At 62.9% G+C, this 16,566-nt stretch carries 17 protein-coding genes; 9 read left to right on the top strand and 8 right to left on the bottom strand.

Annotation, left to right across the window (positions count from 1 at the left end):
• Window positions 1-128: 128 nt before the first annotated feature.
• On the top strand, window positions 129-590 hold the full coding sequence (locus tag AC6GQJ_RS01445; protein ID WP_500771050.1) for a hypothetical protein: 462 nt from the start codon (window positions 129-131) through the stop codon (window positions 588-590).
• Window positions 591-619: 29 nt separating this feature from the next.
• On the opposite strand, the gene ntrX is transcribed toward AC6GQJ_RS01445, so the two are convergent.
• From ntrX to dusB, 5 genes are all read right to left on the bottom strand, one after another.
• Window positions 620-2,038, bottom strand: coding sequence for a nitrogen assimilation response regulator NtrX (ntrX, locus tag AC6GQJ_RS01440; protein ID WP_500771048.1), 1,419 nt, complete (start codon window positions 2,036-2,038; stop codon window positions 620-622).
• Window positions 2,035-4,275: a sensor histidine kinase NtrY-like gene (locus AC6GQJ_RS01435; RefSeq protein ID WP_500771046.1), complete on the bottom strand. Its 2,241-nt coding sequence runs from the start codon at window positions 4,273-4,275 to the stop codon at window positions 2,035-2,037. Before AC6GQJ_RS01435 ends, ntrX begins: the two co-directional genes overlap by 4 nt.
• A gap of 100 nt (window positions 4,276-4,375) precedes the next feature.
• Entirely contained in the window at window positions 4,376-5,737 is a 1,362-nt protein-coding gene (locus AC6GQJ_RS01430) for a response regulator (RefSeq protein ID WP_500771044.1), read from the bottom strand.
• Window positions 5,738-5,740: 3 nt separating this feature from the next.
• Complete coding sequence (locus tag AC6GQJ_RS01425) at window positions 5,741-6,820, bottom strand: two-component system sensor histidine kinase NtrB (protein ID WP_500771042.1); 1,080 nt, start codon at window positions 6,818-6,820, stop codon at window positions 5,741-5,743.
• Window positions 6,817-7,797 carry a tRNA dihydrouridine synthase DusB gene (gene dusB / locus AC6GQJ_RS01420; protein ID WP_500771040.1) on the bottom strand — a complete coding sequence of 327 codons (981 nt, stop codon included), beginning with the start codon at window positions 7,795-7,797 and terminating at the stop codon, window positions 6,817-6,819. The genes AC6GQJ_RS01425 and dusB overlap by 4 nt, the downstream gene beginning before the upstream one ends.
• A gap of 184 nt (window positions 7,798-7,981) precedes the next feature.
• Between dusB and ispD the strand changes: the two genes are divergently transcribed.
• The 5 genes from ispD (at window position 7,982) to AC6GQJ_RS01395 (ending at window position 11,433) form a co-directional block, all read left to right on the top strand.
• A complete protein-coding gene (ispD, locus tag AC6GQJ_RS01415; protein WP_500771038.1) occupies window positions 7,982-8,647 on the top strand; it encodes a 2-C-methyl-D-erythritol 4-phosphate cytidylyltransferase in 666 nt (221 codons plus the stop codon).
• 2 nt (window positions 8,648-8,649) lie between these two features.
• Entirely contained in the window at window positions 8,650-9,129 is a 480-nt protein-coding gene (ispF, locus tag AC6GQJ_RS01410) for a 2-C-methyl-D-erythritol 2,4-cyclodiphosphate synthase (protein ID WP_500771036.1), read from the top strand.
• Window positions 9,126-9,620, top strand: a complete 495-nt coding sequence (locus AC6GQJ_RS01405) for a phosphatidylglycerophosphatase A family protein (protein WP_500771034.1) — start codon at window positions 9,126-9,128, stop codon at window positions 9,618-9,620. The genes ispF and AC6GQJ_RS01405 overlap by 4 nt, the downstream gene beginning before the upstream one ends.
• The gene (locus AC6GQJ_RS01400; protein WP_500771032.1) at window positions 9,617-10,105 is read left to right on the top strand and encodes a CinA family protein; all 489 of its coding nucleotides are present in this window, start codon (window positions 9,617-9,619) and stop codon (window positions 10,103-10,105) included. Before AC6GQJ_RS01405 ends, AC6GQJ_RS01400 begins: the two co-directional genes overlap by 4 nt.
• Window positions 10,106-10,251: 146 nt before the next feature.
• Complete coding sequence (locus tag AC6GQJ_RS01395) at window positions 10,252-11,433, top strand: ammonium transporter (protein WP_500771030.1); 1,182 nt, start codon at window positions 10,252-10,254, stop codon at window positions 11,431-11,433.
• A 153-nt stretch (window positions 11,434-11,586) separates the two neighbouring features.
• Here the strand turns inward: AC6GQJ_RS01395 and AC6GQJ_RS01390 are convergent, their stop codons facing one another.
• The gene (locus AC6GQJ_RS01390) at window positions 11,587-12,030 is read right to left on the bottom strand and encodes a type II toxin-antitoxin system RatA family toxin (protein WP_500771028.1); all 444 of its coding nucleotides are present in this window, start codon (window positions 12,028-12,030) and stop codon (window positions 11,587-11,589) included.
• 78 nt (window positions 12,031-12,108) lie between these two features.
• Between AC6GQJ_RS01390 and hpt the strand changes: the two genes are divergently transcribed.
• The 3 genes from hpt to AC6GQJ_RS01375 all read left to right on the top strand — a co-directional run bounded on the left by hpt (window position 12,109) and on the right by AC6GQJ_RS01375 (window position 14,104).
• Complete coding sequence (gene hpt / locus AC6GQJ_RS01385) at window positions 12,109-12,654, top strand: hypoxanthine phosphoribosyltransferase (protein ID WP_500771026.1); 546 nt, start codon at window positions 12,109-12,111, stop codon at window positions 12,652-12,654.
• A gap of 76 nt (window positions 12,655-12,730) precedes the next feature.
• The gene (locus AC6GQJ_RS01380; protein WP_500771024.1) at window positions 12,731-13,204 is read left to right on the top strand and encodes a c-type cytochrome; all 474 of its coding nucleotides are present in this window, start codon (window positions 12,731-12,733) and stop codon (window positions 13,202-13,204) included.
• Window positions 13,205-13,210: 6 nt separating this feature from the next.
• Window positions 13,211-14,104 carry a c-type cytochrome gene (locus tag AC6GQJ_RS01375; RefSeq protein WP_500771022.1) on the top strand — a complete coding sequence of 298 codons (894 nt, stop codon included), beginning with the start codon at window positions 13,211-13,213 and terminating at the stop codon, window positions 14,102-14,104.
• Here AC6GQJ_RS01375 and lipA read toward each other — a convergent pair.
• Together lipA and AC6GQJ_RS01365 are read right to left on the bottom strand one after the other, a co-directional pair.
• Window positions 14,101-15,054 (bottom strand): lipoyl synthase, encoded by a 954-nt coding sequence (lipA, locus tag AC6GQJ_RS01370; protein ID WP_500771020.1) that lies wholly within the window; start codon window positions 15,052-15,054, stop codon window positions 14,101-14,103. The genes AC6GQJ_RS01375 and lipA overlap by 4 nt on opposite strands.
• 239 nt (window positions 15,055-15,293) lie before the next feature.
• The gene (locus AC6GQJ_RS01365) at window positions 15,294-16,430 is read right to left on the bottom strand and encodes a DUF6456 domain-containing protein (RefSeq protein ID WP_500771017.1); all 1,137 of its coding nucleotides are present in this window, start codon (window positions 16,428-16,430) and stop codon (window positions 15,294-15,296) included.
• Window positions 16,431-16,566: the final 136 nt, after the last annotated feature.

Below are 16,566 nucleotides of genomic sequence, written 5' to 3'. Positions count from 1 at the left end.
GCCTATATCGCCCGTTTGCATGACAGACAGGGCGCACGCGGTCAACGACCCTTGCAGTACGCGCCCGCGCCGTCACGCGCCCCGCATCATTGATTGTCAAACCTCAAGGGATCGGTGAAACTGCGGGCATGCACAGAATGATCGCCTGCCTATGCCTGATAAGCCTGACCGGCTGCATGCCGGTCTCGACCTATTATGCCGAGGGCGTCACCCAATCCCGACTGGCCCGCGACACCACCGCCTGCGATGTGCAGGCGCTGCGCGATGCGCCCGTGGCCAACCAGACACGCCAGCACCCGCCACGTTATGTGCCGCGCCGCGTCTGTGACCCGAAGGGGAACTGCTATGACCGTGGGGGCCACTGGGTTCAGGGGGCCATCTATACGGTGGATGTGAATGCCGAACTGCGCGCCCGCGTCAAAGGGTTGTGCATGGCGGATCGCGGCTATCGCCCTGTGCAGTTGCCCGCCTGCCCCCAAGGGGTGGCCAAGGCCGCACCGGCAGGGCCTTCGCCCGTGCTGCCCGCGCTGACAGGCAATAGCTGCGCAATCCGCACAAATGACGGTCTGCGCATCGTGAACAAAGGGTAAGGACTGGGCCGCGCCCTGCCCTTGCGGGATCAGCTTGCCTCTGCGTCGGCATCCTCGTCCAGATGCGCCACGCGCCCCCCCGCTTTTGAGGTCGTCACAACGCCCAGAGATTTCAGCTTGCGGTGCAGGGCCGACCGTTCCATCCCGACAAAATTGGCCGTCCGGCTGATATTTCCGCCAAAGCGGTTGATCTGGGTCAGCAGATATTCCCGTTCGAACGCCTCGCGCGCCTCGCGCAGCGGCAGGGTGGCAAGCGCGCCGGACAGAACCACGCGGCCCTCGTCACTACCTGCGGGTTCTTCGGATCCGGGCAATTCGCGCGCCTCAATCGGGCCGGTACCATCGCCAAGGATCAGCACCCGTTCCACCATGTTCTTGAGCTGCCGCACATTCCCCGGCCAGACCATCGTCTGCAACAGCGCGGCGGCGTCCTCACTCAGCTCGCGCTTGGTAAGGCCTTGGGCGGCGTTGAAATCCTCGATGAAATGCGCGGCAAGCACGGGGATATCCTCGCGCCGTTCCTCAAGGCTCGGCACCGCGATCGGCACCACGTTCAGACGGTGATAAAGTTCCTCGCGGAAGGTGCCCGCCTCGATCGCCTGTTCAAGGTTGCGGTTGGTCGAGGAAATCACCCGCAGATCGACGCGCACCTTGTCGGTGCCGCCGACACGCTGGAACTGTTGGTCCACCAGCACGCGCAGGATCTTGGTCTGGGTGCCGATGGGCATATCCGCGACCTCGTCGAAATAGATCACACCGCTATGGGCCTGTTCCAACAAACCGGGTTCGACGCCGCGATCCGCCGCCTCGCGCCCGAACAGGACTTCTTCCATGTTCTCTGGCGCAACCCCAGCACAGTTGACGGTGACAAAGGGCGCGTCGGCACGGTTGGAATTGGCATGAATATAACGCGCCGCGACCTCTTTGCCGCAGCCCGCAGGGCCGGTCAGCATCACGCGCCCGTTGGATTTCGTCACCTTGTCCAGTTGCGAGATCAGGCCGCGAAAGCTGGCCGAAGTGCCGACCATCTTGGATTGCGCGGCTTCGGGGCGGCGCAGGCTTTGGTTTTCGCGGCGCAGGCGCGAGGTTTCCATCGCACGCCGGATCACCACCAGCAACTGGTCGATGTTAAAGGGCTTTTCGATAAAGTCATACGCCCCCTGCCGGATCGCGGCGACGGCGATTTCGATATTCCCATGGCCCGAGATGATGACCACCGGCACATCGGGATTGTCGCGCTTTACCGTCTTCAGAATGTCGATCCCGTCCATCCGGCTGTCCTTGAGCCAGATGTCGAGGATCATCAGCGCGGGCGCTTCGGCATTGATCGAGGCCATCGCCTCGTCCGAGTTGCCCGCCAGCCGTGTCGCGTATCCCTCGTCTTCCAGAATGTCCGAGATCAGTTCCCGAATATCACGCTCATCATCCACGATCAGAATATCGCTCATACCGCTTGCTCCTGCTCAAAAGGGACCGAGGCGTTGACGGGCAGTGTAATCACCGCCATCGCGCCGGAATGGGTTTGGCCCTCAAACGGGGCCGCATCGTCGAGGGTCAAAGTGCCCCCATGTTCTTCTATGATCTTTTTGACAATGGGCAGGCCAAGGCCGGTGCCTTCGTCGCGTGTTGTCACGTAGGGTTCGAACAGGCGCGCGCGGTCTTCGGGCAGACCGATGCCATTGTCCGAAATGGTGATCACCGCACCTGTGGGGCCGGTTTCCATCCGCACCTCGATCCGGCGCTGGTGGCCTTCGGGTGCTTGGCCCTTTTGGTACAGGGTTTCAATGGCTTCGCCTGCGTTCTTGACCAGATTGGTCAGCGCCTGCGAGATCATCGTCGCATCCACATCCGCCATCACAGTCATGTCCGGCAGATCGGCCTTGATCTGCACATCGGGCTGGCCGGATTGCTGTAACACCACCGCATCACGCACCAGCGCGACCAGATCATGGCTTTGCCGGTCGGGTTCGGGCATGCGCGCGAATTTGGAAAACTCGTCCACGATCCGGCGCAGGTCGCCCGTCTGGCGCACGATCACGTCGGTCATCTGTTCAAGGCTGGGTCGGTCGTCGCCTAGTTTGGGGCCGAATTTCCGTTTGATACGCTCCGCACTCAGCTGGATCGGAGTCAGCGGGTTCTTGATCTCGTGCGCGATGCGGCGGGCAACGTCGCCCCATGCCGCCATCCGCTGTGCACTGACCAGATCGGTCACGTCGTCAAAGGCCACAACATAGCCTTCAAGCCGCCCGTCCTCGCGCCGCCGCTTGGCCATCCGCACAAGCAGGTTCTCAAGCCGCCCGCCGCGCGTCACCTTTACCTCTTCCTGCGCGACCTCTAACGGGCTGGCGCGCAGCAATGCGAACATGGCCGAAAATTCGGGGATCGCCACGGCCAAAGGCACCGAATCCCGATCTTCCTGCCAGTCCAGCAGGCGCACACCGGCGCGGTTCACAAAGGTCACCTTGCCCTTGGCATCAACCCCGACCACGCCCGAGGTGACAGAGCCAAGCACCGAGTCAAACAGCCGCCCGCGTCGTTCGATCTGTTGGGTATTGTCCAGCAACGTCGTGCGCTGCGCCTTTAGCTGCTTGGTCATCTGGTTGAAGTAGCGGCTGAGCATCGCAATCTCGTCGTTGCCCGCTTCCTCGCGCACCTGCACGTCAAGATCGCCCGCGCCGACCCGCTGCGCCGCACCGGTCAAACGGCCCACAGGGCCGGACAGGCGTTCGGCGAACCACAGGCCCAGCCAGATCGCCGCCAAGATCAAGATCACCGCAAAGCCAAGATAGAGCAGCCCGAATTCGAACAGCACGCGGCCCCGTTCGCTCTCCAATTGCTGGTACAGACGCACCGTTTCCTGCGTTTCATCCAGCAGCGACAGGATTTCGCCATCTACATCGCGGCTGACATACAAAAGGCGGTCCACATAGCTTGCCAACGGCACAAGGGCGCGGAATTCGTTATTGGGCCAATCCTCGATCACGATGCCGCCGGAATCGATGGCCTCGGCAATTTTGTCGGCACTTGGGCGTTCGAAATCGAACAAGTAAGATCGGTTGCCACGGGCGCGCAACGCGCCGGTGCCGTCGATCAGATAGGCCTCGCGCAGACCGCGCTGGACCTGCACCTGCCCTTCGGTCAGTACCTCGCGGTCGCCCACCACCTGCGCACCGCGCACCGTGTCGATATAGCGGGCGAGCGCACGCGCATCGACAATCAGGTCTTCGCGCTGTTCGGATTCGTAGGCTTGCGCCGCCGCCAGCGATGCACCGACCACGCGGCTGACACGGTCCGAAAACCACCCCTCAAGGCCGATATTCACCGTCAGGCCCGCAAAGATCGCCACCGTCACCGTCGGGATCAGCGCCAGTAGCGCGAACACCCCCGTCAGACGCAGGTGCAGACGCGATCCGGCGGATTTGGCGCGGCGTGCCACAATCAGACGTCCGATCTGGGACAGGACCAGCCCCGCCACCACCAGCACGTAGACAAGGTCGGTCAGCAGGATCAGGCGCAGGGACAGCGCGCTGGACCCCTGATCCAGCGGCCCCATGACAAGGAAAGTCAGCAGCGCAAGAACCGGCCCCAACACGACCAGACCCAATGTCGCCGCATTGCGCAAGCGTTTGCGACGGCGCGAATGCCCCAACGCCAGCCACCAGTTGGTGCGTGTCCCCAATGCCACGTGGCATAACCTCGATGATGTGGCACAAAGTGCCTATACCGCTAAATCCGGTGATCCTCTGCATCGGTGCGACGCAGATGCCACGGGTTGTGTGGCAGTATTACATCAATTTGCGGCGGCGTGTCACCTCTATATCGAGTTCGGTTATTTTCTTGCGCAGCGTATTGCGGTTGATGCCCAGCAGGTCGGCGCATTTGGCCTGATTTCCACCCGTTGCATCCAGTGCAATCTCGATCAAGGGTATCTCAACCTCGCGCAGGATACGCTGGTACAGCCCCTCTGGCGGCAGCATGTTGCCGTGCAGATCGAAGTAGCGTTTGAGGTGACGTGCCACGCTCGCGCCCAGCTTTTCGGTGTCGCCCGCGCTGCGGATCGGTTCCAGTTCGGGCTGGCTGCCCAACACCTGTTCCACTTCGGCGGCAGTGATCTCCATCGCGCGGCTGGTCAGGCCCAAGCGGCGTACCGCGTTCTCAAGCTGGCGCACGTTGCCCGGCCAGCTATAGGTGCGGAAAATCTCGGCAGCGTCATCGGACAGCACGCGCGGCGCCTGCCCCGACTTTTCCCCGCGCAGCAGGAAATGTTCGGCCAGCAGCGGGATGTCGTCCACCCGTTCACGCAAGGCAGGCACGTTCAGCGTCGCGCCCGACAGGCGATAATACAAATCCTTGCGCACCTTGCCCGCCTCCATCGCCGCCGTAAGGTCGGTCTGGCTGGTGGCAAGGAAACGGGCCGCATATTCGCCTGGTGTGTCCATCATCCGCACGATGCGGGCCTGCAATTCTTCGGGAATGTCGCCGATTTCGTCGATCAGCAAGGTGCCGCCCTTGACCCGCGCCATCACCCGCGCCGGTCCTTCGAGGTCTTGCAGATCCGCCGCCGTGGCCGTCACAAACGGCAGCGACCGGCGGTCGGAAAAGTCGTGAATCGCCTTGGCAATCAGGGACTTGCCGGTACCGCTTTCACCCCAGATCAGCACTGGCAGATCGGTATTCATGACCCGCGCAACCACACGATACAGCGACTGCATCACTGCCGTGCGCCCCACCAAAGGCAACTCGTCGGGACGCTCATCCTCGGTCTGGCGAGCGGGGCTGTGCGCCTTGAGTTGCAGCGCCTTGGCCGTCCGCTTCATCAGGTCCGGCAGATCGAACGGTTTGGGCAGGTAATCATAGGCCTCGGCCTCGGCGGCCTGAATCGCCGTCATGATGGTATTCTGCGCCGAGATCACGATCACCGGCAGGCCGGGGCGGTCGGCGCTGATCTTTGGCAGCATTTCCAGACCATTGCCATCGGGCATCATCACATCCGAGATGACCACGTCGCCTTTGCCCTCGGCCACCCACCGCATCAGCGTGGTCAGCGAGGATGTCGCGTGCACCTTGCATCCTGCCCGTGTCAGGGCCTGGGTCAGGACCGTGCGGATTGTGCGGTCGTCATCTGCGACAAGTACGGTGCCGTCCATGTGCTATTCCTTTTGTGGATCGTCGAGAGGTTTGGGGGCGCGGGGCAAGGACAGGCGGAACACCGTCCGCCCCGGAACGGACGTGACGGAAATCCAGCCGTTGTGGTCCGAAATGATCTTGGAGACGAGCGCGAGGCCCAGTCCGGTGCCGTTTTCCTTGCCCGATACGAAGGGGTCGAAAATGTCCGCCGCGATGTTTTCAGGCAGGCCGGGGCCGTCGTCGATAATCTCGATCTGGAGCGGCAGCGACTGGCCCGACCCGTCTGCACGGCGCAGGCGGAACGAATGTTCGAAATAGCTGTGCAGACGGATGTTGCCGCTTTCCCCAGCCGCTTCTGACGCGTTCTTGAGAAGGTTCAACACCACCTGCAACAGCTGGTCGGGATCGCCATAGGCCACCGGCAACGAGGGATCGTAATCCTCGACAATGGTCATATGCGCGCCAAAGCCCAGCAGCGCCGAGCGCCGTGCGCGGTCCAGCACGTCATGGATATTGACGGGGCGCAGATCGGGCGGCGACAGGTTGCCGAACTGTTCGACCTGCTCAAGCAGTTTCACGATGCGGCGGGATTCGCCCACGATCAGGTCCGTGAGTTCCAGATCGTCCTGCGACAGGTTCATCGACAACAGTTGCGCCGCACCGGTGATGCCCGCCAGCGGGTTCTTGATCTCGTGGGCCAGCATCTCGGCCATGCCGATGGCGGATTTGGCGGCGGACTTCACCGAATGGCTTTGCGTCATGCGCCCTGCCAGTTCGCGGGGCGAGATCATGAGCAGCATGTGATCTTCGGCCCCGACCAAGGGGGCCACCTGCAAGGCACATTGCAGCGGCGCGCGGAACCCGTTGCCCACATCCACGTCATTCACAAACAGCGGCGTGCCGTTCTTGCGGGCGCGGGCAAGGCTGTCTTCCAGCGGGGCGTCCACGGCCAACTGGTCCCACAGCGGCAGGCCGCACATGGTTTTGGCCGACGCGTTAAAGAAGCCTTCGGCAGCCGAGTTGATGTCCACGATCCGGTCATCCGGCCCGATCACAATGGCAGGCACCGGCAGCGAGGCCCAAAGATCGCCGTGTTCGCTCATGCCGCGGCCTCCGCATCATCGGGGCTCAGCGCGGCGGGCAGCAGTTTCATCACCTGTTCGGGGCTTTTCGCGGTCAGGACCGCACGGCGCGCGGCAGGCGCGGTGCCCGCCGTGTCCATGAACCAGCCCAGATGCTTGCGCGCCACGCGCAGCCCCAGAACATCCCCGTAAAATTCCAGCATATCCATGTAGTGGCCCATCACCATCTCGACGAAATCCTGCCCCTCGGGCACATCGGGGGCGGGCGTGCCGTAAAGGGCATGCGCCACCTGCGCCAACACCCAAGGCCGCCCCTGCGCACCGCGCCCGATCATCACGCCATCCGCTTGCGACAGCTTCAGCGCCTGTGCCGCGCTTTCGGCATCCACAATGTCGCCATTGGCGATCACCGGAATATCCACCGCCTCTTTCACCGCGCGGATCGCCGCCCAATCCGCCTGCCCCTTATAGAACTGGCAGCGCGTGCGCCCGTGAATGACGATCTGGCGAATGCCTGCGTTCTCGGCCCGTGCGGCGATTTCGGGCGCGTTCATCATCGCGTCATCCCATCCCAGCCGCGTCTTGAGCGTCACGGGGATGTCCACGGCCCGCACGACAGCCTCGATCAGCGTCAGCGCATGATCGGGGTCGCGCATCAGCGCCGAACCGGAATAGCCCTGTGTGACCTTTTTGGCCGGACAGCCCATGTTGATGTCGATCACCTGCGCACCCTGCCCTGCGACCATCTTGGCGGCTTCGGCCATCGGCGCGGCCTCGCGGCCCGCCAGCTGCACGGCGGTGCCTTGCGCGCCCAAACCCAGTTCGGCCTTTTCACGGCTACCGGGGCGGGCGTTCAGCATGTCATGGCTTGCCACCATTTCAGACACGACCATGCCCGCGCCAAAACGCGCCACAAGATTGCGGAACGGCAAGTCGGTGATGCCAGCCATCGGGGCGAGCATCACGGGCGGTGTCATATCAAGTGGGCCATTGGCCATGAGGGGTGCTTAATCCTTGTGCGATGCTCTTGGGCTACCCCAGTGGAGGGGCTTTCTCAATGCGCCGAAAGCCATTCAATGCCGCGCGTTAGCGCATATGCCCAAAAAATAGGCATTCTCGCAGGGCATGGACAGGGCTTTGCCAATTGCCTAGAGGTTCGCCCATGTTTTCAGGGTCCATGACATGAGCACCACCGCAGCCGTCATCGTTGCCGCAGGACGCGGCCTGCGCGCAGGGGGCGATATGCCCAAACAGTGGCAGATGCTGGCGGGCCAACCCGTGCTGGCGCACACGGTTGCGGCCTTTCAATCCCATCCCGAAGTCGACCAGATCGTATTGGTGCTGCACGCCGACGACCTGCACCGTGCCGAGGCACTGGTGGGGCACGATATCACGCTGGTGACAGGGGGCGCGGACCGCGCCGCCTCGGTCCGGCAAGGGCTGGACGCGGTACACGATGCCGACACGGTGCTGATCCATGACGTGGCGCGGCCACTGGTGACCGCGCGCCTGATCTCTGCCGTGATCGCAGCACTTGATACCGACGCCGGTGCCGCCCCTGCTTTGGCCGTCACGGACGCGCTCTGGACAGGGGCCGAGGGCCACGTCACCGGCACGCAGGACCGCACCGGCCTGTACCGCGCCCAGACCCCGCAAGGGTTCCATCTGGACGCGATCGGCGCCGCCCATGCCGCCCATCAGGGCGGCGCTGCCGATGATGTGGAAGTGGCGCGTGCGCACGGCCTTGATGTTGCAATTGTGGCCGGCGACGAAGACAATCTGAAAATCACACTGCCCGAGGATTTTGCACGGGCCGAACGGATCATGCGGCAACGCGAAGGACAATAGCGATGGATATCAGGCTGGGAAACGGGTTCGACGTGCACGCCTTTACCGACGGGTCGCACGTGACCTTGTGCGGGGTGGATGTGCCGCACGATCAGGGGCTCAAGGGCCATTCCGACGCCGATGTGGGCATGCATGCGGTGACGGACGCCATTTATGGCGCGCTGGCGCGTGGTGATATCGGCCAGCATTTCCCGCCCTCCGACCCGCAGTGGAAGGGGGCGCCAAGCCATATCTTCCTGACCCATGCGGTCAAACTGGCGCGCGAGATGGGTTTTGCCATAACCAACATCGACTGCACGCTGATCTGCGAATTTCCCAAGGTCGGCCCCCATGCCAGCGCCATGCGCGCCCGCATGGCCGAGATCACGGGGCTGGACCCCGACCGCGTGTCGATCAAGGCGACCACGTCCGAACGGCTCGGCTTTACCGGACGCGGCGAAGGCATCGCGAGCATCGCCACCGCCGCGCTGGTGCGGACATGATCGCGCGTCTGATCGGAACGGTCTGCGGCGTGGGCCATTTGCGCCCCGCACCGGGCACATGGGGATCGGCGGTCGCCCTGCCCCTCGCGTGGGTGTTGCATTCGTTGGGTGGCTTTCCCCTGTTCGCTATCGCCACCCTCGCCGTCTTTGCCGCAGGCTGGTGGGCGACGGCTGAAATGACCCGCGGCCAGACCGATCACGACCCGTCCGAGATTGTCGTGGACGAGGTGGCAGGCCAGTGGATCGCCCTCGCCCCGCTCAGCTTTGCCGCATGGGAACGCGGGCTCGACATCATCGCCCTCTGGCCCGGATGGGTGGCGGCATTTGTGCTGTTCCGCCTGTTCGATATCTGGAAGCCTTGGCTGGTGTGTTGGGCCGACCGGCGCGGTGATGCGCTAGGCGTGATGCTGGATGATGTGATCGCGGGCGTATTTGCCGCCATTGGCGTTCTGGCACTGGCCGCCTTTGCGCACGGGGTTCTGATGGCATGACCCTCGCCGCAGAAGTCCTTGAGGCCGCAAAGAAATCCGGCACCCTGATCGCCACTGCCGAAAGCTGCACAGGCGGTATGGTCGCCGCTGCCCTCACGGATATTGCCGGATCGTCCGCCGTGTTCGAACGCGGCTTTGTCACCTACACCAACCGCGCCAAGGTCGAGATGTTGGGCGTGTCCCAAGCTACCCTCGACGCCCACGGCGCGGTAAGCGAGGAAGTGGCCCAACAGATGGCGGCAGGTGCGCGGGCCCATGCGCCGGTCAACCTAAGCGTCGCTATCACCGGCATCGCAGGGCCAGGCGGGTCCGAATTCAAACCCGAAGGGCGCGTGTGCTTTGCCGTGGCAGACGCACATGAAACGCGCAGCGAAACCGTCGAATTCGGCGCATTGGGCCGCGACAAGGTCCGCACCGCCGCCCGCGATCACGCGCTCGTTATGCTGCTGGATCGCCTGCGCAATACCGATTCCACAAGCGCGTAAATATTAACCAACGCCCGCTGTATTTCGCCCATTTTCGCGCCACTTTGCGTTTTGCCCAACGATACAGCGTCCAAATCCCCGCTTGCCTCTTTTTTTTGCACGTCGCCTGCCTCACAGCCGCCGGAACCAAAAACTCGGAGGGGATTATGAACGGAGCCGATACAGCCTGGATCATCGTGGCAACCGCACTGGTGCTGATGATGACATTGCCGGGCCTTGCACTTTTTTACGGCGGGCTTGTGCGCGCACGCAACGTGCTCAGCGTCTTCATGCATTGCTATGCCATTGCCTGTTTGATGAGCATCCTGTGGTTCGCCGTAGGGTATTCCATCGCCTTTGGCGGCGGTGACAGCGGCTATTGGGGCGGTCTGGACAAACTGTTCCTGAATGGCGTCACAGCGGACAGTCTGGCAGGCACCTTGCCCGAAATCCTGTTCTTTGCCTTCCAGATGACATTCGCCATCATCACGCCTGCGCTGATCGTGGGTGCCTACGTGGAACGGATCGGCTTTGGCTTCGTGTTGTTGTTCTCGGGCCTGTGGATGCTTTTGTGCTATGCGCCTGTGGTGCACTGGATCTGGGGCGGCGGCATGCTGTCCGATGGCGGCATCTTTGGCGACACCGGCGTGCGCGACTTTGCAGGCGGGATCGTGGTGCACGAAACGGCGGGCCTTGCCGCGCTGGTGCTGGCGATCTTCCTTGGCCAGCGCAAGAACCACACAACACCGCCGCATAATCCCGGCATGGTGATGATGGGCGCGGCTCTGCTCTGGGTCGGCTGGTTCGGCTTTAATGGCGGCTCGCAACTGGCCGCCGATGGTGGCGCTGCCATGGCGCTGACCGTCACGCATATCTCGGCCGCTGCCGCCTCGCTCACATGGGCGCTGTGGGAACGGATCAAGTTCGGCAAGTCCAGCCTCGTCGGCCTAGTCACCGGCACCATCGCCGGTCTGGCCTCCATCACCCCTGCCTCGGGCTTTGTCGGTCCGGTCGAGGCGCTGATCATCGGCTGTGTCGCGGGCGTCCTGTGCCAAGAGGCAGTGACCGTGATCCGCAACCTGTGCAAGATCGACGACACGCTGGACGTCTTTGCCGTGCACGGGGTAGGCGGCATCTTCGGCACGCTCATGATCGCGCTGTTCGGCGCAGGCACTTGGGCCGCACAACTGGGCGCACTGGCCATCGTGGGCATCTACACGGTGGTGATCTCGGTCGCGCTGGTATTCCTCGTGCGCCTCGTCACACCACTGCGCGTCGATGAAGAGGTCGAACAAACCGGCCTTGACCTCGCCGTCCACGGCGAACGCGCCTACGACATCACCAGCTGAACGCTGCACCCTGTCACCACAACCGAAGCCCGTGCGCCTACCAGCGCGCGGGCTTTTCTACATAGAACACCTCACCCCAATGGAGCGAGCCGCCCCCCTTCTCTGTTCCAAAAAAATCCCCCCCGGAGGGCCGATCAGCCCCCCGCCGCAGCCCTAACCGTAAAGCGCCGCCGCCCGACGCTCGAACGCACGCACGATGCGCTGCATCGCCTCGTTGAACACCACCCCGATGATGCCCTGCAAAATCGCGTTCTTGAACTCGAAATCCACAAAGAACTGCACTTCGCACCCGCCCTCGGCAGGGGAAAACGCCCAGTTCGACTTCATGTAGCGGAACGGCCCGTCCAGATATTCGGTGTCGATCTTGTGTGCCTTGGGCCACAGCACCACGCGACTGCCGAACCGTTCGCGGAACACTTTGAAGCTGATCACCAGATCGGCCTCCATCACCTCTGACTCGCCCTTTGGCGTCACACTGCGCACCCGCGCCGCCGAACACCAAGGCAGGAATTCGGGATAAGACGGCACATCTGCCACCAGCGCGTACATCTGTTCGGGCGAATAAGGCAGGAAGCGGGTTTCGGAATGTGTGGGCATCGGGTTAGACAGGGCCTCGCGTGACAGGTTTCCCACAGGGATGTGTCGCGAACGGGATGTGAAATCAAGGGGATCACCATGTCACAGCGGCCATATGTCATAGACCGGATGATTTCCGCCAAGGCGATCGCAGCGCGGATCGAAACGCTTTGCGGTGAAATTCAGGCCGAATTTTCCGGCACCAACAAACTGGTCGTGGTCGGCCTGTTGCGCGGCTCTTTCGTCTTTATTGCCGATCTGGTGCGCGAACTGGACCTCCCGATCGAGGTCGACTTCCTCGAAGCGTCCTCTTACGGCGACGGCATGGAAAGCAGCCGCGAGGTGCGTATCCTCAAAGATCTGCGCGGCGCTATCGAAGGGCGCGATGTGCTGGTGGTCGAGGATATTATCGACACAGGCCACACCATGCACCACGTCATCCGCCTGCTGACAGGTCGCGGTCCTGCCAAGCTGCGCACCATCGCGCTGCTCGACAAACCCACCCGCCGCGAGGTGGATGTACGCGCCGACTGGACGGGGTTTGAAATTCCGGACGAATTTGTCGTCGGCTATGGCATCGACTTTGCCCAACGCAACCGTAACCTGCCCTATATCGGCAAGGTCCGGTTCACCGACGCGGGCTGATGTCTAAATTGTGATATCTGGGGCTGCGGGATGATGCTACGCTTTGTCGCACCGGAGTTTTCAGGAGTTTCAGTTCATGCGCCTTACAGGTCTCGTTCTTTCCAGCCTCACCGCCGCCACCCTCGCCGCAACAGCTTTTGCGGACGGGCACAGCGCGGCCCTTTCGGCCTCGGTCGATGCGCGCCATGCGCAGATGGGTCTGCTCGGCTATCACACCGGAATCTTGGGCAGCATGGCCAAGGGTGAAACGGAATATGACGCGGCAACCGCCTCGGCGGCAGCGGAAAACCTGTCGGCAGCGGCATCGATGGAACGTTTGGTGCTCTGGCTTGAAGGGTCCGAACAGGGCGCGGTCGAAGGGTCGCGTGCCAAGGCCGAAATCTGGCTGGACACCGACGGGTTCGAGGAAAAAGCCATGGCGCTAGAAACCGCAGCCGAGGCTTTGGTCGCAGCGGCGGGCACGGATCTCGACAGTCTGCGTACCGCAATGGGCGATGTGGGCAAGGCCTGCGGCGATTGCCACAAAGCCTATCGCGGGCCAAAGAACTAAACCCCCATGCGGCGTATCCTGAGGATAGGCGCGGCGCTGGTCATCCCCGCCGCCGCGCTGTTTTGGTACCTGACCCAACCTGCCCCGCTGATCGACGGTATTGGCGGCACCCATACGCCTGATCCGGCGGCGGGCGCGCTTGTCTTTGCCGCTGCTGGCTGCGCGTCCTGCCATGTGGCACCAGACGCCGCAGGTGACGACCTGCCCGTCCTGTCGGGGGGCAAACCGTTCGCCAGCGATTTCGGCACGTTCTACGCCCCCAACATCTCGCCCGACCCGACCCACGGCATCGGCGGTTGGGAGGTCGCGGAATTCGCCCGCGCCGTTACGAAAGGCGTGTCGCCCAACGGTCAACACGACTATCCCGCTTTCCCCTACGCCGCCTACCAGCACATGACGCAAACCGACCTGCTGGACCTGCACGCCTATATGCAAACGCTGCCGCCCAGCGATCAGGCAAGCCGCGCCCATGATGTCGGCTTTCCTTTCAACATCCGCCGCGGCCTCGGCCTGTGGAAACTGGCCTTCGTGCGGCAGGACTACGCGCAACCCGCCGAAGATGCGGTGATGGAACGCGGCCGCTACCTTGTCGAAGGGCTGGCGCATTGCGCTGAATGCCACACGCCGCGCAATGCGCTCGGTGGTTTGCAGCGCGACAGATGGATGGCAGGCGCACCGAACCCGTCGGGCAAGGGGCAAATCCCCAATATTACCCCCGCCGAACTGGACTGGAGCGACGCGGACCTCGTGGAATATTTCACCTCGGGCTTCACCCCCGAATATGACACGGCGGGCGGCTCCATGGCCGAAGTGGTCGAAAACCTCGCGCAATTGCCAGTCGAGGACCGCGAGGCGATCGCCGCCTACATCAAGGCACTGCCTGCTGTTCCAAGCCCTTAGGCGCGGCTCAACTTCGCCATGCGCGCGGCCTGCAAACGGGCAAAATCGTCGCCCGCATGATAGGACGACCGCGTCAGCGGCGTGGCCGACACCATGAGGAACCCCTTGCCATAGGCCGCCTTCTCATAAGAGGCGAACTCGTCGGGATGCACAAAACGGTCGACGCGGTGGTGCTTGGGGGTGGGCTGCAAATATTGGCCGATGGTCAGGAAATCGATATCGGCGGCGCGCATGTCTTCCATCACCTGAATGACCGCCTGACGGTCCTCGCCCAAGCCGACCATGATGCCGGATTTGGTGAACATGGTCGGGTCCAGCTCTTTCACCCGCTGCAACAGGCGCAGACTGTGGAAATAGCGCGCACCGGGGCGCACCTCGGGATACAGGCCCGGCACGGTCTCAAGGTTGTGGTTGAACACGTCGGGGCGCGCCTCAACCACCACTTCCAGAACCGACGGATCACAGCGGATAAAGTCCGGCGTCAGGATTTCAATCGTGGTGTTCGGGCTACGGTGACGGATGGCGCGGATCGTCTGGGCAAAATGCTCTGCCCCGCCATCGCTCACATCATCGCGGTCCACTGAGGTCACAACCACATGGTTCAGCCCCAGCTTTTCGACCGCATGGGCCACCCGCCCCGGTTCGAACGCATCCAGATCCTCGGGCGGTTTGCCGGTGGCGATGTTGCAGAAGGTACAGGCGCGGGTACAAACCTCGCCCATGATCATCATCGTCGCATGGCCCTGCGACCAGCATTCACCGACATTGGGGCAACCGGCCTCTTCGCACACTGTGACCAGCTTGTTCTCGCGCATGATTCGCGCCGTCTCGTTATAGCCGTCACCACCCGGTGCCTTGACCCGAATCCAGTCCGGTTTCTTCGGCTGGGGGCTGTCCGGACGACGCGCCTTTTCGGGATGGCGCTGCTCGGGAATTTTCAGATCACGCATGGGGGCCTGCCAAATAAATTCGCTTCATGTTCACCGTAACATAAGCAGATGCACAATGAACACCATGGGACGCAAGGCAGCTATGCGCCGCACACCCTTCTTTTGGCCATAAATACTGCGGGGGAGTCCGAAGGACGGGGGCAGCGCCCCCTCATAAAAGCCCTCGCCCCATTCGCCACATACAAAAATGGCGCCGCGAGGGAGGGACCGCAGCGCCATTTCATCGCAACCGGAAAGGTTCAGCCGATGAGCCCGCCCCCCGGTCCCGTTGTCTCGTCATAATGTTGCTTCAGACGCATCAATGCGATGCGCAGCACGATCTTGCCCGACCGCGCCGACCAGCCCAGCCGCTTTTCGGCTGACTCAAGCCCCTCAAGGTAACAGCAACACCGCAGCACCACGTCCGACAGACCGGGCCCAAGGTCTTTGAGCGCGTCCGCCACACGGGCGCGGGCGCGTTCGGGGCCATTGCCCACGCCGCTGTCCTTGTTGAACCCGCCACGCCCACCGGCGGTCAGGAACCGGTCCCAGTTCTGCGCGACACGCGGTCCCATCTGGGCCAGTTCGAAATCCTCGCGCAATCGCTCGCCCGCGCTGACCAGATCGTCGGTCAGGAACACCGCACCATCCTTGTCGCGCCGGCGCGCAAGAGCAGTCAGCGGCGATTCCGCGAGGTTATAGCGTACTTTGCGCGGCTGCCCCGTCTCGTTGTCGCGCACAGTGCGTTCGCCCCAGACGCGGTGCTGGTCACCAAAGGCGGCGGGGGCTTCGGCCATACCGCGTGCGCCCTTCTCCTCTCCGGCCATCATGTCGCCAAGGGCCGTGCGCCCCGCTGCCGTAATCCGGTATCGCGTGATCCGCCCCGAGGTTTCGGCGCTGATCCAGTCCTGAAGGGCCATCGCCTCGGCCACCTTACGGTCCACCACGGCGGTGCGGGTGCTGGTGCCGGACACGCCATCGCGCACCACCACCGCCTTTTCCATATCGACCGCAACAGCCAGCACCGCACCGGTCTCGCACAGGCGGCGCAGAACGCGACGCGCATCTCGCGTCAAAGTGGATGTGTCGGGGCCATGATCCTTGATCGCAAATTGCATCGGATCGTCTTCCTTCTGTTGTTCAGGTCCAGCCGACGACCCTTTTCGAACCACAGATGCGCCCAGTTTGCGCAGAACCGCATCAATTAGCGGATCATCGCGGCGCGTTTCGAACCTGCGTATCTGACGCAGCACAGTTGACGCGTGACATCCTGACTTGCGGGCCAGTTCCCGAATGGGCAGGCCCGCCTCGGTATGGGCCAGATAGTGCACAGCAGCATCCGGCACCCAGCCGGGAAGCCCCGCGAGCACGGGAGGTGTTCTGTCAATCTGGCACATGGTCTGGTTTGTCCTCGCTGTCTGTGTGGAGAGGTCTCGGGCCCCGTTATCCACAATTTATCCACATCATATCCACACAACCTATGCGTGCATTAGTTCCCTGTTCGTTAACAATCGTCGGCATACGCAGCATTGT

The organism is Tateyamaria sp. 7Alg 36, from assembly GCF_059882455.1.
The sequence above is the reverse complement of the archived record's forward strand: the minus strand, read 5'-3'. Positions and strand labels throughout refer to the sequence as shown.